This window comes from Streptomyces jeddahensis (assembly GCF_001642995.1).
GTDB classification, from domain to species: Bacteria; Actinomycetota; Actinomycetes; order Streptomycetales; family Streptomycetaceae; genus Streptomyces; species Streptomyces jeddahensis.
Genome location: NZ_LOHS01000111.1, coordinates 83,561 through 99,209, shown reverse-complemented (window position 1 = coordinate 99,209; position 15,649 = coordinate 83,561). Strand labels below are relative to the sequence as shown.

Genomic DNA, 15,649 nt, shown 5'->3' with positions numbered 1-15,649 from the left:
GCCTCAACGGGCCGTGGGACCCTCTTGGTTCCGCGGCCCGTCCGCGTTGCCGGGCCCGCCGGCCGGCGCGATCCCGCTCCCGCTCCCGGCTCCCGTCTCCGTCCCCGTCCCCGCGCGCCTGGCGCTCGTCCCGTCCAGGGACATGGGCGGCGCGGCCGTGTCGAGAGCGTCGGAGAGTTCGTCGAGGGTCTCCAGGAGCAGGCCCGCTCCCCTGCGTACGACCCGGTCGGGGACGCCCTCGCCGTCCCATTCGTCGAGCGCGGCTCGGACGGCGTCCCACTTGGGTACGCGTCGTTCGCGTACCGCCTTCGCGCCCTGCTCCGTCGACGTGCGCAGCGCCTCGGCGAGGCGGGCGGCGGCGGGCACGGGTGTCGTGCCGCGCTCGGGGAGGTGGGCCTCCATCAGCATCGCGACCCGCGCCATCTGCGCCAGGGCCTCCTCGGCGTCGTCGGCCGCGGCGCGGGACAGGCCGCGGTGGCGTACCGGCTCGGTCCTGGCTCGCGCCGACGCCTGCTGCCAGGCGATACGGGCGTCGCGGGCGGCCAGCAGGGCCTCCCGTACGTCCGGGGACGTGCGGCCCGCGGGGGCGGCGTAGCGGCCGACGACCACGGCGGCGTAGCGGCCGTTCTCCAGCAGCCAGTCGGCGAGCCGCGTGCGCAGCCGCGGGGTCTCCCAGGCCGGATAGACCGCGTACGAGAGCATCGCCAGGAACCCGCCGATGAGGGTCAGCAGGACGCGTTCGGGCACCGTCTGGGTCCACTCCTCGCCGCCCATGCCGAGCAGGAAGACGACGTACGCGGCGACGCACGCCTGCGCGGCGACCTGGCCGCTGCGCATCAGCAGGTACATCAGGCCTGCGCAGACGACGGCGAGTGCGCCCGAGACATACGGTCCCAGGTCGGTGATCTGCACGATCGCCGTGGCCACGGCGACGCCGACGAGGGTGCCGGCGAGGCGGCCGACCGCCCGGGAGTATGTCTGCGAGAAGTCCGGGCGCATGATCATGACGGAGGTCAGAGGGGCCCAGTAGCCGTGGCCGAGGGGCAGGGCATCGCCGATCACATAGCCGGCTCCGGCCACGACGGTCACGCGCAGCGCGTGGCGCAGCACCGGGGAGCCGCGGCGGAACTCCTTCCGTACGGACTTCAGGGCCTCCGGGACGAGGCCGAGCAGCGTGGGCCGGACGAGGACGATCGGGCGGGTGTCGGAGTGGCTGCCGTCGGGGTGAGCACGGTGCGCAAGGTGAGCGTCTTCGGCGGCGGTGCCTTCGGTGGCGCCTTGCCGATCCGGGGCCGCCTGCGTCGCCTCGGCGGGCGCGGCGGCCTCCGCGTCGGGAGGCGCCGTAAGAGAGACAGGGGTGCGCGATGCGCCCGCTGTCTCGATCACGTCCTCCAGGAGAGCCGCCAGCCGGGTGGCCGCGCGCTTGGCGGGGCCGGTCAGGATGGCGGCCGTGTCCGGGGTCCTGAACGCGGCGGCCGCGGTGGGCGGGAGGTCGACGGGTTCGCCGTGCCGGATGGCGTGGGCCGCGGCGTCCAGGATCGCGCCCGAGGCGGCGAGCAGGTCACGTACCCGGGCCCGTTCGGGGCCCTCCTCGGGGACGCCGACCGCCGGATCGGCGAGGGACGCGAGCACCGGACGGATACGTTCCGCGAGCCCGCGGGTCCCGTGCAGCTCGGCGGGGCGGCTGCGGGCCTGGCGGCGGGTGACGGCGGCCGCGTTGCGGGCCTCCATCAGCGGTTCCGGGTCGAACGGCGCGACCGGGTCGTGGCGGAGCCGCCGGGCGTAGTCCGCCTCGCCGGCCAGCGCGTCGGCGAGCGCGTCGCGGTGGGCGCCCCATCTCCGTATCGGGAAGAGCACGATCAGAGCCGCCTGCACCATGCCTCCGACGACCATGATCAGGGCGTGGCCCGCGGCCTGGGCGACCGATGTCGGCAGCGTGACGGTGACCAGCATCATCGCGACGTTCGACGAGGCGATGAGGCCGATGGTCGGGCCCGCGGCCCAGGTCAGCCCGGCGAGGAAGGCCCACAGGGCCAGCAGGGCCAGGAACAGGGCCTCTTGGGAGATCGTGAGGTAGCCGAGGAAGGTGGTGACGGCGAGGCTCGTTCCGGAGGCGAGGGCCAGTTCCGGGCGGGGGCGCCAACTGCGCTGGAACGTGGCGATGGCCGCCTGGAACGCGCCGAACGCGGAGCTCACGGCGGCGACGGGGCCGAGGGCCCACACGCTCAGCGCGATCACGATCGCGAGCCCGGCTGCGCCGCGGAGCGCGACGAGGGGTTCGAGACGCGTCCGCTCGATCTTCAGTCCCGCACGGGCGGTCTCCGTCAGCGCCCGGAGCCAGCTCATTCCGTCAGCGTAAGGGAGGGTTTAGGACATCCGCGGGTTCAGGACATCCGCGGGTCCTGAGAGTGCGGAGGGGTCGCAGAGGACGGCGGCGGAATTGTCAGTGCCTGCTGCAAGACTCGCGGACATGACCGAACGGTGGGTCCTGGCGGCGACCGAGGACGGCGGGGCAGAGCTCGCCGCCCTCGGGCCCGGCGGGCTGCCCGCCGGACCCGTGCGCCGGGAACCCGATCTCGCCGAGTCCGTGCGTTCGCGTCCCGGCGTCACCCGCTGGGTGTGGCGGTCGACGGCCGAGATCTATCCCCGTCTGCTCGCTGCGGGCGTCCGCGTGGACCGGTGCTACGACATCGAGGACGCCGAGACGCTGCTCCTCGGCCACGAGGGCCGGCTCGGCGAGCCCCGTTCGGCGGCGGCCGCCTGGGCCAGGCTGCGCGGCGGTCCCGTACCGCCGGATCCCCCGCAGCGGGCCGCCGAGCCGCCCGGCTCGCCGTCCCCTCTGTTCGAGCCGCGGCCCGCGGAGGACATACCGCTGGACGCGCTCATCGAGGTGTACGCCGACCAGCAGCGCCGCCATGACGCGACCGCGCACCCGGACCGGATGCGGCTGCTGACGGCCGCCGAGTCCGCCGGGATGCTGGTCGCCGCGGAGATGAACGAGGCCGGGCTGCCGTGGCGGGCGGACGTGCACCGCGAGGTGCTGCACGAACTGCTCGGCGAGCGCTACGCGGGCGGCGGGGAGCCCCGGCGGCTGGCGGAGCTGGCGGACGAGGTGTCGGCGGCCTTCGGCCGGCGGGTCCGCCCCGATCTGCCCGCGGACGTGGTGAAGGCGTTCGCGCAGGCCGGGATCAAGGTGCGGTCGACGCGCCGCTGGGAGCTCGAGTCCGTCGACCACCCGGCCGTGCAGCCCCTGATCGAGTACAAGAAGCTGTACCGGATCTGGGTGGCCCACGGCTGGTCGTGGCTGCAGGACTGGGTGCGGGACGGCCGGTTCCGGCCGGAGTACCTGCCGGGCGGGACGGTCACGGGGCGCTGGGTGACCAACGGCGGCGGAGCGCTGCAGATCCCCAAGGTGATCCGGCGCGCGGTGGTCGCCGACCCCGGCTGGCGGCTGGTCGTCGCCGACGCCGACCAGATGGAGCCGCGCGTCCTGGCCGCGATTTCCCGGGACCCCGGCCTGATGGTGGTCGCGGGCCGCGCGACGGACCTCTACCAGGCGGTGTCGGACCGGGCGTTCTCCGGCGACCGCGCCATGGCCAAGATCGCCGTACTGGGGGCGATCTACGGCCAGACGTCCGGCGACGGCCTGAAGAACCTCGCCGCGCTGCGCCGCCGCTTCCCGAAGGCCGTCGCGTACGTCGACGAGGCCGCCCGCGCGGGCGAGGAGGGCCGCCTCGTCCGCACGTGGCTGGGCCGCACCTGTCCCCCGGCGGCGGGCTCGGCCGACGCCGGGGAGGAGGCCGGCATCCCCCAGGACGATCCCGACGAGCAGGCCGCAGGGGGCACCTGGGAGTCGGGGCGCCCGGGGGAACCGGACTTCACACCCGGGTACGCGTCCACGAACACCCGCGCCCGGGGCCGCTTCGCCCGCAACTTCGTCGTGCAGGGCAGCGCGGCCGACTGGGCCCTGCTGATGCTCGCGGCGCTCCGCCGCAGCTGCGCAGGGCTGGCGGCCGAGCTGGTCTTCTTCCAGCACGACGAGGTGATCGTGCACTGCCCGGCGGAGGAGGCGGAGGCCGTGACGGAGGCGATACGGGAGGCGGCTGAGCTGGCGGGCCGCATCGCCTTCGGCGAGACACCGGTCCGCTTTCCGTTCACGACGGCGGTGGTCGAGTGCTACGCGGACGCGAAGTGACTGCCCCTCGGGTGGACTTCCCGGAGGGCCACGTGCCACAACTTTCGGCGGCCTGTTGCCCCGGCCCGGCCGGGCGGTCGATGGTGGAGAGACCGAGGGCGCGGCGTGGGCGGAAGCGGGATGAGGGCCATGGCGGGATCGGGAACCGCGGGGCGCGGCGGAAGACCGGCATGGCGCGAGGACCTCGTCGACGAGACGGCCACGGCCAGGGTCACGGTGGACGCGCAGGGCGTCGTGACCGGCTGGAGCGAGGGCGCACGGCGGCTGCTCGGATACGAGTCGTCCGAGGTCGTCGGACGGCCTGCGGCCCTGTTGCTGGCGGAGGATCCGCCCGCGGGGACGCCCAGGGACCTGGCGGGGCTGCGGCGATGGAGCGGTACGGCGGCGCTGCGGCACCGGGACGGCCACCGCATCGACGTGGCTCTGCTGGCACACCGCCGCAAGCTGAACCGGAATCAGGAGGGCCCGGACAGCGAGTGGTTCCTGGTATCCGCGCTCGACCCGCTGGTGTCCGCCCTCGACGCGCCGGACGGCCCGTCACGGTCTTCACGGTCTTCGGGAGACGACGCCCTGGTGATGTGGGGGTTCGCCCAGTCCACGTGCACGCTGGCCCTCTACGACACCGGACTGCGGCTCCGGCGGGCGAACGCCGACATGGAGCGCGTGATGGGCCTGTCCGAGGACGCCATGCGCGGACTGCGCCTGCCGGAGATCGTGGCCGACCCGCAGGCCGAACTGACCGAAGAATGCATGCGCCGGGCACTGGAGACCGGCGAGGAACAGCAGCTCGAGGTCTCCGTGGGCCTGGCCGGCCATGACCGCGTGACGGTCTGGGCGACGTCCCTCGTGCCCGTGCGGGACGCCGGTGGAGTGCTGCAAGGGGTGCTGCTCTCGGCGCACGACGTCACCGACCAGCATCTGGCCCGGCAGCGGCTGGCCCTCCTCAACGACGCCAGCGTCCGCATCGGCAGCACGCTGGACCTCGCGCGCACCGCGCAGGAGCTCGCCGACGTCGCCGTCCCCGCACTCGCGGACTTCGCCACGGTCGACCTGCTGCCCTCCATCGAAGGCAGCCAGGATCCGCGGAGCGGCCCGGTGTCCGGCACCGTCACGCTCCGCCGCGTCGCCTGCCAGTCCGTCCTGCCGGGATGCCCGGAGGCCGTGATCGAGCCCGGAGCCCTGGCCGCCTACCCGCACGGGTCGCCCGCGGCCGAGTGTCTGGCCGCAGGACGGCCGCTGATCCGCCAGGTGACCGCCGCCGCCGTGGCCCGCTGGGAGAGCGCGGACGGGGACCGGGCCGAGCGGGTGAGACGGTACGGCTTCCACTCGGTGCTGGCCGTCCCGATGCAGGCCCGCGGCATCACCCTCGGGGTGGCCGCGTTCTCCCGGCACCGGCGCCCCGAGCCGTTCGTGGAGGACGATCTGCTGCTGGCCGGGGAGATCACCGCCAGGGCCGCCGTGTGCATCGACAACGCCCGCCGCTACACGACCGAGCGCAGCACGTCCCTCACCCTGCAGAGCAGCCTCCTGCCCCAGCGGCTGCCCCGGCAGGCCGCCGTCGACGTCGCATCCCGCTATCTGCCGGCCAGCGGACAGAGCGGCGTCGGCGGGGACTGGTTCGATGTGATCCCGCTGTCCGGCGCCCGGGTGGCCCTGGTCGTCGGCGACGTCGTCGGCCACGGCATCCAGGCCTCCGCCACCATGGGACGGCTGCGCACCGCCGTACGCACCCTCGCCGACGTCGATCTCCCGCCGGACGAGCTGCTGACCCACCTGGACGACCTGGTCAGCCGCCTGTACGTCGACGACGGCGACGGCGACGGCTCGACGTACAGCACCGCGGACGCCGGCGCGATCGGCGCGACCTGTCTGTACGCCGTCTACGACCCGGTCTCCCGCCGCTGTGCCGTGGCCCGGGCGGGCCATCCCGCGCCCGCGCTGGCGACGCCCGACGGCGGGGTGGAGCTCCTCGACATCCCCGCAGGACCGCCGCTCGGCCTGGGCGGCCTGCCCTTCGAGGCCGTCGAGCTGGAGCTTCCCGAAGGGAGCCTCCTGGCGCTGTACACGGACGGTCTCATCGAGGTCCGCGGCCGCGACGTCGACGAGGGCATCGCCACGCTGCGCGAGGTGCTGGCCCATCCGGCCGCGTCCCTGGAGAGCACGTGCGACGCCGTGCTCCACTCCCTGCTCCCGGGCCGCCCCATCGACGACGTGGCGCTGCTGCTCGCCCGTACCCGCGCCCTGGACACGGACCAGGTGGCCACCTGGGACGTGCCGGCGGACCCTGCCGCGGTCGCCCAGGCCCGTAAGCTCGCCTGCCGGCAGCTGGCCGAATGGGGACTGGACGAGGCGGTGTTCGTCACCGAGCTGGTGGTCAGCGAGCTGGTCACCAACGCCATCCGGTATGCCGCCCCGCCCATCCGGCTGCGGCTGATCCACGACCGCACCCTCATCTGCGAGGTCTCCGACGCCAGCACCACCAGCCCCCATCTGCGCCGCGCACGCACCTACGACGAGGGCGGCCGAGGCCTGCTCCTGGTGGCCCAGCTCACCCAGGCGTGGGGCACCCGCCAGACGCACGGCGGCAAGACGATCTGGGCGGAACAGACGCTGCCGGCGCCCGTCTGACGGGCCTTGCCCTTGATTGGCCTTCCCCTTGATTGGCGTTCCGCTTGGTTCGCGTCCGGCGGTCAGATGCCGCAGCTGGGCGCGGACCAGTACTGGCTCGACCGGTGGTCGACGTGGGTGTGGTCGTTGTGTCCGGGGTAGCCGGGGCCGAGGATGCCGCGGAAGCCGTGGTAGCGGGCGCGCTGCGCGAGGGTGCACAGCGAGTGCGGTCCTGCGGCGAGGTCGGCGGCGTCGCCGTAGAGGTGGCGGCTGTCGGAGGCGCCGCCCACGGCGCTGTTGCAGGCGTAGGAGCGGAAGCCGCTGGTGACGGTGATCGGCTGGTCGCCGAGGGCGTGCCGCAGCGCCTCCAGCTTCCACATGGTGCGCAGAGCGTTGGACTTGGCGGTGGCGGCGCTGACGGCACCGCCGGACCAGTCGCTGTTGCAGTCGTTCAGCTCGCTGTACGAGAAGTGGACGGGCGTGCAGTCGTCGTCCTGGAGGGCGTACAGCTTGTTGAAGGTCTGCGCACCGGCGATGCCGTCGGCGGTCAGCCCGTACGCCTGCTGGAAGCGGGTGACGGCGGCCTTGGTGGCCGGGCCGAAGTCGCCGTCGGTCGCGAGCACCCCGCCGTACCCGGCGTAGCCGCCGAGGCGGATCTGCAGCTGCGTGACGTCGGCACCGGATGTGCCCTCGGAGAGCGTTCTGGACCAGGTGTAGCAGCCGTCCGCGTGCGCGGTGCCGGTGGTCGCCACCGTCCCGCCCACTACACCGATCATGATCATGACAATTGACGCGAGAAGTCTTGCGGTACGCCGGAGCACGGGGCCTCCATACCTGGACGGATGTGGGGAACGACGTGAGACGGGTGCCGAGAGATGTACACCGAGAAGGATGTACGGAGCAGAGAGTGGCGGGGTTGTCGACGCGCGTCAACCCCGCGGGGAGGCGGCCCGGACCGGCGAGGCCGCGGGCCATCACCCGTCATGTGGGCTGCCACCGTCGATGCCGAGCAGAACGGGGCCGACGCGGACCCCCGCACCTGGCGGAGGTCCTTTCCCGGATCCGGCGTGGCCCACAGGTGCCGTTGGCGAGGCTCTGCTGGCGGGGCGCATTCTGGCCGGCGTCAGCGAGCCCGGCACGATCTGGACGGCGGCTAAAGCACGATGATCACGACGCCTCCGTGGACGACGCGGTGATCGAATCGGTGATCGAAGCGATGGTCGAAGCGGTGATCAAATCGGTGGTCGAATCGGTGGTGAGAACGGTGGTCCAAGCAGCGCCACCCGCCCCAGTCACCGCGGTAGCCGCACCAGTAGGTGGTCGCCTGGGTATCCACGGCAGGGGCTGCTGCTGCGGCCGTACCTGCCGAGCCGATCGCGGCGCCACCGCCCATCAGAAGGCTGGCCGCGGACACCGCGACGAGACGCCTCACGCGTTGTCCTCGCATGGTGAATGCACCTATCCCTCCATTCGCCCCGCGCGACTCTGAGCGCACGAGGTGGATGGCCGCAGCCGCAAGGGAGGAGAGGCACGGTCGCGCGGTTACGGGTGTCGCCCCGTGCAACAGCAGCCTGAAGCGTCCCCCTGGTTACGGCCCTACTAGATGTACGTTGGCGGCGCCTTTTGGGATTGGCCGAATCGGCGCTTCCACCTCCTCGTACTGCGCCAGGCTGGCGTCCCCCCCGAAGGCCTCGGCGTCCCTTCGGGCCGGGGCCTGGGCCGACCTCACGGCCGAGCACCGCCATGGTGAGCTTCTCCATCACCGCACTCGGTGATCATGTCCATGGCGGCGGCGAGCGCGTCCTCGCGGGGGCGGAGCGGGGGTGCGGCGGCGGGCTCCCGGGGCGGTCATGCCGCACGCCCCGGCGCACCGCAGCAGCCGATCTCCTGCGAGGCGGGGTTTACCTGACCACGGCCCTCGGCTGCTGCTGAGTGATGCAGTGGATGCCGCCGCCGCCCGCGAAGATCGTACGGGCGTCGACCAGGGTCACCGTCCGCTCGGGGAACAGCCGGCGGAAGATGACGGCCGCGATCTCGTCCCGGGGGTCGTCGAAGCCGCACAGGACGACGCCGCCGTTGCAGAGATAGTGGTTGATGTAGGAGTAGTCGGCCCAGTGGCCGTCGGCCTCCAGGACGGTCGGGGCGGGCACCTCGACGACCTCCAGACGGCGGCCGCGCGCGTCGGTCTGCGCCTTCAGCAGGCCGATGACCTCCTTGGTCACCTCGTGGTCGGGGTGGGCCGGGTCCGGCTGCACATGGGCCACGACCACACCGGGACGGGCGAACGCGGCGACGATGTCCACATGGCCGAGGGTGCCGAAGCCGTTGGGGGTCCCCCCACGCCTTTCGGGCAGTGGGGGAGGATAGTCGCCGGTGAGGCCGCGCGGCAGCCAGATCGCCTTGCGGGTGCCGAGGTGGGCGTGGATCTCTGCCTCCACCTGCTCGCGGGTCCAGTGCGGGTTGCGTTCCGGCCCGAGCTGGACCGTCTCCGTCAGCAGGACCGTGCCCTCGCCGTCGACGTGGATGGCACCGCCTTCGTTGACGAGTTCCGAGGTGTACGTCTTCGCCGAGCCCGCAAGGTCGGAGACGTACACGGCGATCTTCGCGTCGTGCTCCCAGCGCGCCCAGTGCTGGGCACCCCAGCCGTTGAACGTCCAGTCCACGGCGGCGAGTTCACCGGCGTCGTTGGTGAGGAACGTGGGCCCGATGTCGCGCATCCAGGCGTCGTCGAGGTCCCGCTCGACCGTGTCGATGCCGTGCCCGAGCAGAGCGCGCGCCTCGGCCGACTGTCCGGGGCCGCACACCACCGTCACCGGCTCGAAGCGGCGCACCGCGCGGGCGACCGAGGCCCAGGCGATGCGCGCGGCGGCGAGGTCCTCGGGGTCGTCGAAGGTCGGGTTCGGGCCCGGCCACGCCATCCAGGTGCGCTCGTGCGGGGTCCACTCGGCGGGCATGCGGAAGCCGTCGGCGGCAGCAGACATGAGGGATCCTCAGAGGAAGTAGAGGCGGTTGAGGGAGACGGAATCGGCCGGTTCGGAGCGCAGCGGCTCTCCGTCGAGCGTGACCAGCCCCGTACGCTGGTCCACATCGACCGCTCCGGTACGGGAGTTGAGGCGCAGGTCAGCCGGCCCGATGCCGCGCGTGCCCCGTACGGCGACCCTGCGGCGCCGGGTCGGCATCGAGTCGTTGCCCTGGTCGACGGCCGCCTGGGCGACGAAGGCGACCGAGATGTCGGCGGGCGTGGCGCCGTGGGCCCCGAACTGCGGGCCGAGGACAAGGGGTTCGCAGGTGTCGGTCGCGGCATTGGGGTCACCGACCACGCCGTACGCCGGGAAGCCGGCCTTGAGCACCAGCTGCGGCTTGGCGCCGAAGTACTCCGGCCGCCACAGCACGATGTCGGCGAGCTTACCGACCTCGATCGACCCGACCTCGTGGGCGAGGCCGTGCGCGATGGCCGGGTTGATCGTCAGCTTGGCCATGTAGCGCAGGACGCGCTCGTTGTCGTGGTCCTCGGGTGCGCCGAACTCGGCCTTCATCTTCCCGGCCATCGCGAACGTACGGCGGACGGTCTCGCCGGCCCGCCCCATCCCCTGCGCGTCCGACGACGTGATGCCGATCGCGCCCAGGTCGTGCAGCACGTCCTCGGCACCCATGGTCCCGGCGCGGATGCGGTCGCGGGCCATGGCGGCGTCGCCGGGCAGATCGGTCTTGAGGTCGTGGACGGAGACGATCATGCCGTAGTGCTCGGCGACGGCGTCCCGGCCGAAGGGGAGGGTGGGGTTGGTGGAAGAGCCGATGACGTTCGGGACGCCGGCCATCTTCAGCACGTTCGGGACGTGTCCGCCGCCGCAGCCCTCGATGTGGAAGGCGTGGATGGTCCGGCCCTCCAGCACGCGCAGGGTGTCCTCGACCGACAGGCATTCGTTCAACCCGTCGCTGTGCAGGGCCACTTGGACGTCATGTTCCTCGGCGACACGCAAGGCGGTGTCCAGGGCGCGCGTGTGGGCGCCCATGTCCTCGTGCACCTTGAAGCCACTCGCCCCGCCCTCGGCCAGCGCCTCGATCAGGGGCGCCTCGTGCGAGGACGAACCGCGGCCCAGGAACCCGATGTTGACCGGCCAGGCGTCGAAGGCGTTGAACGCGTGCCGCAGCGCCCACGGCGAGTTGACCCCAACGCCCCACACGGGCCCGAACTCCTGCCCGATGATCGTGGTGACGCCGGAGGCGAGCGAGGCTTCCATGATCCGCGGCGACAGCAGGTGGACGTGGGTGTCGATGGCTCCGGCGGTCGCGATGAGCCCCTCGCCGGACACGATCGAGGTGCCGGTGCCGACGACGACGTCGACGCCGTCGAGGGTGTCGGGGTTCCCGGCCCGCCCGATCGAGCAGATCCGGCCCTCCCTGATCCCGATGGAGGCCTTGCGGATCCCCAGCGCCGCGTCGATCACGACGACGTTGCTGATGACGACGTCACAGGTCTCGCGGACGGCGGCCGCCTTGAGGTGCAGTCCGTCCCGGGCGGTCTTGCCGAACCCGGCGAGGAACTCGTCGCCGTAGCGCTGGGAGTCGGACTCGACGCGGATCGTCAGGCCAGAGTCGCCCAGCCGGATCCGGTCGCCCGCGCGCGGGCCGTGGGTGGCGGCGTACTCGTACGGGCTGAGGCGGCGGGCCTCTGCGGGGTGGCCTCCTGGGCGGCTCATCGCTCGACCTCCTGATCAGGTGCTTCTGGTACGCCGAGGTAGCCGCAGGCGGCGGCGCGGCGCAGTGCCTCCTCGCGGGCGCCGGGCGCGTCCAGTGCCCCGTCGACCAGACCGGCGAACCCGATGGCGACCCGGTCGCCCCCGATGGGCACCAGCCCGACCTCGAGGCTCTCCCCCGGCCCGAACCGCACGGACGACCCGGCGGGTACGGCGAGCCGCATCCCGTAAGCCCTTTCCCGTGGGAAGTCGAGCCGCGGGTTGGCCTCGAAGAAGTGGAAGTGGGAGGTGACGGAGACCGGCACGGTGGCGGTGTTGGTGACCGTCAGCCGGTCGGCCGCCTCGGGCTCGGCGTGCTCGGGTCCCGGCAGCAGCGCGCCCGGAGCCCGCTCACCGAGACTCCCGCCGATCGGGTCGCTCACGACCGCGAGCCGCGAACCGTCGTCGAAGACCGCCTCGACATGCACCTCGGTGACGACGTCCGCGACACCCGGCAGCACGTCGTCCGGGCTGAGCACGGATCTGGCGCGCTCGACGGCCTCCGCGAGCCGGGCACCGTCGCGGGCGGCCTCGCAGACGGTGTCCGCGATCAGCGCGGTCGCCTCGGGGACGTTCAGCTTCAGCCCGCGCGCCCGCCGGGCCCGCGCGAGCTCCGCAGCGCCGAACAGCAGCAGTCGGTCGCGCTCGGTGGGAGTCAGCCGCACAGTTCCTCCGGCCACTGGTGGGTGCTGAAAGAGGCGTTCGTATTGCCGTGGTGCATGGCGACGATCTGCTTTCTGTAGAACTACGGGTCGGTCCGGTGACGGAATCACGCCGCTGCGGGAGGCGCGGAGTGGGGCGGGAACGGCGGGCGCCGCCGGGCCGCTCTGGCGGGATCCCATGGCGATGGCGGGTCGCGGCGGATCAGTGCCCGCGACTTGGGCGGGCCGTGCCTCAGTCGCCTCGGTGGACCACATAGCCGCCGGTCACGGTCAGGCGTACCGGTGCGTCTGCCAACTCGTCGGCGGGTGCCTGCACCGGGTCCACGGACAAGGCGGTGAGGTCTGCCCGGTAACCCGGGGCGATGCGGCCTGTGGTGTCGGCCTCCCCCGCGGCGCCGGCCGCATGGGTGGTGCAGCCTTCCAGCGCCTCCAGGCCCGTCAGTCCTGCCCGCCCCGAGGCTGCGCCCCTCGGGCTGCGGGCCGTTGCCAGGACCGCCCGTGCGTCGTAGTGGGCGATCGGCCAGTCCGAGCCAAGGGCGACCGTTGCGCCCGCGTCGCGCAGGTCCCGCAGGCGCCAGGCGTGGGCCGCGCGGGTGGTGCCCAGGCGCCGGGACCATTCGTCCGTGCCGTCGGCCCGGGTGTAGCCGGTGTGCGGCGGCTGCATGGACGCCGCCACCCCCAGCTGCGCGAACCGGGGCAGCAGATCGTCCGGTGCCGTCTCGATGTGCTCGATCCGGTGCGCCCCGCGGCCGCTCGGCCCGAGGCCCGCCACGACGTCCAGGACGTGGCGCACCGCCGCGTCTCCGATAGCGTGCGTGGCCGTCCGTACACCGGCCGCGTGGAGCTTGCGTACGGCGGCGGTGTACGCCTCCGGATCCGGCCAGAACGCCTGCGTGCCCTGGCCGTGGCAATCCGCGTGCTCCAGCCAGGCCGTGCCGCCCTCCACGGTGCCGTCCATGAAGAACTTGACCCCGCCGACCAGCCAGTGCCGCCCGCCCGTGCCTTGCAGCCTGATCAGCTCCTCCAGGGCGGCGGCATCGGCGCCGGGCATGCACCAGGGTGCGAACCGCAGATGCACCGGCAGCACCGTCTCCCGGGCCACCGACTCAACGAGTTCGACATCCCCGCCGTCCATCACGTGCGCCCCGGTCAGCCCGGTCGCCGCCATCGCGGAGAGCAGCTCCAGCAGACGCGACCGGCGTGCGGCGTACGACGGCCGGGGCATGACGTCCGTCACGAGGTCCATTGCGGCGTGCTCGACGAGGTGCCCGGTGGGCCGCCCGGAGGCGTCACACACCACCTGGGAGCGCTGGGTGAAGGCCCGCGGTCCGGTCACCCCGGCTACGGCGAGCGCCGCGTCGCTGGCGAGCGCGGAGTGGCCGTCGTACAGACGCAGGAAGGCTGGTGCTCCGCCGAGTACGTCCTCGACGAGGTCGCGGTTGATCGGCCTGCCCTCGAAGGCATTGTGGTCCAGGCCGTAGCCGATCACCCAGCCATCGATGCGTTCGGCGGTGGCGAGCGCGGTGCGCAGGGCGGCCAGGTCCCTCACTCCGGACAGGTCCGTGCCGGTCGCCATCTCCAGGCCCCACACCGGGTGGCTGTGCGCGTCCACCAGGCCGGGCACGAGGTGCGCACCGTCCAGCCGTACGATTTCTGTGTCCGGGCCGCGCCAGTCGCGTACGTCGGCCTCGTCGCCTACCGCGGCGATCACCCCGTCGCGCACGGCGACGGCGGTGGCCTGCGGGCTGCCGGGATCTAGGGTGCGGACCCGGGCGCCGGTGATGATGAGGTCGGCGGTGGGCATGCGGTGAACTCCCTTGTGCGTACGGTCATTCGGCGGGTTCGGCGGGTTCGGCGGCGAAGTCGGCGTACAGCTGAGGTCGTCTGACGCGCAGCCACCATGCGAGCGCGAGGCCGACGGCGAAGACGGCGGGCGCCACGACGACCAGCAGGGTGTTCACGGTCGGGGATGCTCCGGTGAACAGGTCGATGTGGCTCACAACGAGGACGATCGCCGTGGCCAGCAGGACGGTGGCGGTGATCGGTGCGACCAGGGTGCGCAGGGCGCCCTCCTGGTGGCGGACGCGGCGGAAATAGCAGGGCACGGCGACCGCGGCAAGCAGCTGGAGCAGCAACAGGCCGAGCATTCCTGGGGTGTTGACCCACAGCAGCAGCTGCCCGTACGGGTCCGCGCCGGCCGCCCAGAAGCCGAGGACAACGACTGCGCCGAGGACGGTCTGGGCGATTCCGGCGACGTACGGGGAGCCATGGCGCGAGTGGATCCGGCCCAGCTGCCGGGGCAGCACGCCTTCTTCGGCGAGGGCCAGGGCGTAGCGGTTGATGGCGTTGTGGAAGGCGAGAAGGGAGGCGATGACGCTGGTGACGATCAAGACGTGCATGAGGTCGGCCGCCCAGCCGCCGACGTAGACGGTGATCGCAGTGAAGAACAGGCCGCTCGGGTCCTCTCCGGCCGCCCGCACGACCTCCTCGTTGCCGAAGGCCTGGATCACCACCCACACAATGAACGCGTAGAAGAGCCCGAGGAAGCCGACGGCGAGGTAGGTCGCGCGCGGAACCGTGCGCTCCGGCGCGCGGGCCTCCCGGCGATAGATGACGGTCGACTCGAAGCCGGTGAACGCGGCGAAGGCGAAGGCGAGGACGGCCGCTGTGCCGGGGACGAGGACGTGGGCGGGGGCGAGAGAGGCGGCGGACAGGCCGTGCGCGCCGCCCCTGACCAGCACGCCGCCTGCGAGCAGCACGAGTATCCCGGTCTCGGCGACGAGCAGGACACCCAGCACTTTGGCGCCGAAGTCGATGGAGCGGTAGCCGCCGTAGCCGATGAGCAGCAGGCCGGCGAGGGAGATCGGCAGCCAGGGGACGTCGGCGCCGAACAGGGCCTGCACGGTGTCCTGGGTGGCAGTGGCGAGGAGGCCGTAGACGCCGATCTCCATGCCGGTGTAGCCGACGAGGGCGAGTAGGGCGGCGCCGATGCCGACGGGGCGGCCCAGGCCACGGGTGATGAAGGCGTAGAAGGCGCCGCCGCTCCTGATGTGCCGGCTCATCGTGGTGAAACCGACGGCGAAAACGGCGAGCGTGATGCCGGCCAGGAGGTAGCCGACGGGAGCGCCGATGCCACCGAGCGAGATCGCGAGTGGGGCGACGCCGGCCATGACGGTCAGCGGCGCGGCGGCGGAGACGACGAAGAAGGCGATGTCGGCAGTGCCCAGAGAGCCGGAGCGGAGGGTGGCCGTGGCGGACGGCGCTCCCTCCTGAGGAACCTCAGGGGTGGTCACGGACATGAAGGAAGCCCTTCGAGCGGCGGACGGGAAGGGGTCCCGGCGTGCGGGGGCCGGGGTTCGGGCGTGCAGGATCGCGCCGGCTATCCCGGCGCACTACGGATGACGTGCCCCGGGAACCCCACAAACCTAAAGGCTTTCGGTTTCCGCAAT

Annotated in this window: 10 protein-coding genes; 2 read left to right on the top strand and 8 right to left on the bottom strand. The window is 72.8% G+C overall.

Features of this window, described 5'->3' with window-relative positions:
- Positions 1–3: 3 nt before the first annotated feature.
- The gene (locus STSP_RS37515) at positions 4–2,346 is read right to left on the bottom strand and encodes an FUSC family protein (protein WP_078067519.1); all 2,343 of its coding nucleotides are present in this window, start codon (positions 2,344–2,346) and stop codon (positions 4–6) included.
- A 124-nt stretch (positions 2,347–2,470) separates the two neighbouring features.
- On the opposite strand from STSP_RS37515, the gene STSP_RS26115 reads away from it, so the two are divergent.
- Together STSP_RS26115 and STSP_RS26110 are read left to right on the top strand one after the other, a co-directional pair.
- Positions 2,471–4,195, top strand: a complete 1,725-nt coding sequence (locus STSP_RS26115; protein WP_067282897.1) for a bifunctional 3'-5' exonuclease/DNA polymerase — start codon at positions 2,471–2,473, stop codon at positions 4,193–4,195.
- A 129-nt stretch (positions 4,196–4,324) separates the two neighbouring features.
- Positions 4,325–6,823 carry a SpoIIE family protein phosphatase gene (locus STSP_RS26110; RefSeq protein ID WP_067282895.1) on the top strand — a complete coding sequence of 833 codons (2,499 nt, stop codon included), beginning with the start codon at positions 4,325–4,327 and terminating at the stop codon, positions 6,821–6,823.
- A 62-nt stretch (positions 6,824–6,885) separates the two neighbouring features.
- On the opposite strand, the gene STSP_RS26105 is transcribed toward STSP_RS26110, so the two are convergent.
- The 7 genes from STSP_RS26105 to STSP_RS26075 form a co-directional block, all read right to left on the bottom strand.
- Positions 6,886–7,623, bottom strand: coding sequence for a D-Ala-D-Ala carboxypeptidase family metallohydrolase (locus STSP_RS26105; RefSeq protein ID WP_232789796.1), 738 nt, complete (start codon positions 7,621–7,623; stop codon positions 6,886–6,888).
- A 332-nt stretch (positions 7,624–7,955) separates the two neighbouring features.
- Positions 7,956–8,234, bottom strand: coding sequence for a hypothetical protein (locus STSP_RS26100; protein ID WP_232789795.1), 279 nt, complete (start codon positions 8,232–8,234; stop codon positions 7,956–7,958).
- 469 nt (positions 8,235–8,703) lie between these two features.
- Positions 8,704–9,783, bottom strand: a complete 1,080-nt coding sequence (locus tag STSP_RS26095) for an agmatine deiminase family protein (protein WP_067282887.1) — start codon at positions 9,781–9,783, stop codon at positions 8,704–8,706.
- A gap of 9 nt (positions 9,784–9,792) precedes the next feature.
- Positions 9,793–11,502, bottom strand: coding sequence for an urease subunit alpha (locus tag STSP_RS26090; RefSeq protein WP_067282885.1), 1,710 nt, complete (start codon positions 11,500–11,502; stop codon positions 9,793–9,795).
- Positions 11,499–12,203, bottom strand: coding sequence for an urease subunit gamma (gene ureA, locus STSP_RS26085; RefSeq protein WP_067282882.1), 705 nt, complete (start codon positions 12,201–12,203; stop codon positions 11,499–11,501). The genes STSP_RS26090 and ureA overlap by 4 nt, the downstream gene beginning before the upstream one ends.
- A gap of 229 nt (positions 12,204–12,432) precedes the next feature.
- Positions 12,433–14,004, bottom strand: a complete 1,572-nt coding sequence (locus STSP_RS26080; RefSeq protein WP_067282881.1) for an amidohydrolase — start codon at positions 14,002–14,004, stop codon at positions 12,433–12,435.
- Positions 14,005–14,029: 25 nt separating this feature from the next.
- Positions 14,030–15,499: an APC family permease gene (locus STSP_RS26075; protein WP_067282880.1), complete on the bottom strand. Its 1,470-nt coding sequence runs from the start codon at positions 15,497–15,499 to the stop codon at positions 14,030–14,032.
- Positions 15,500–15,649: the final 150 nt, after the last annotated feature.

Excerpts from the sequence above, each read along its gene's own strand:
- STSP_RS37515 (WP_078067519.1), bottom strand. The coding sequence starts at position 2,346 with ATGAGCTGGCTCCGGGCGCTGACGGAGACCGCCCGTGCGGGACTGAAG.
- STSP_RS26115 (WP_067282897.1), top strand. The coding sequence starts at position 2,471 with ATGACCGAACGGTGGGTCCTGGCGGCGACCGAGGACGGCGGGGCAGAG.
- STSP_RS26110 (WP_067282895.1), top strand. The coding sequence starts at position 4,325 with ATGGCGGGATCGGGAACCGCGGGGCGCGGCGGAAGACCGGCATGGCGC.
- STSP_RS26095 (WP_067282887.1), bottom strand. The coding sequence starts at position 9,783 with ATGTCTGCTGCCGCCGACGGCTTCCGCATGCCCGCCGAGTGGACCCCG.
- STSP_RS26090 (WP_067282885.1), bottom strand. The coding sequence starts at position 11,502 with ATGAGCCGCCCAGGAGGCCACCCCGCAGAGGCCCGCCGCCTCAGCCCG.
- STSP_RS26080 (WP_067282881.1), bottom strand. The coding sequence starts at position 14,004 with ATGCCCACCGCCGACCTCATCATCACCGGCGCCCGGGTCCGCACCCTA.
- STSP_RS26075 (WP_067282880.1), bottom strand. The coding sequence starts at position 15,499 with ATGTCCGTGACCACCCCTGAGGTTCCTCAGGAGGGAGCGCCGTCCGCC.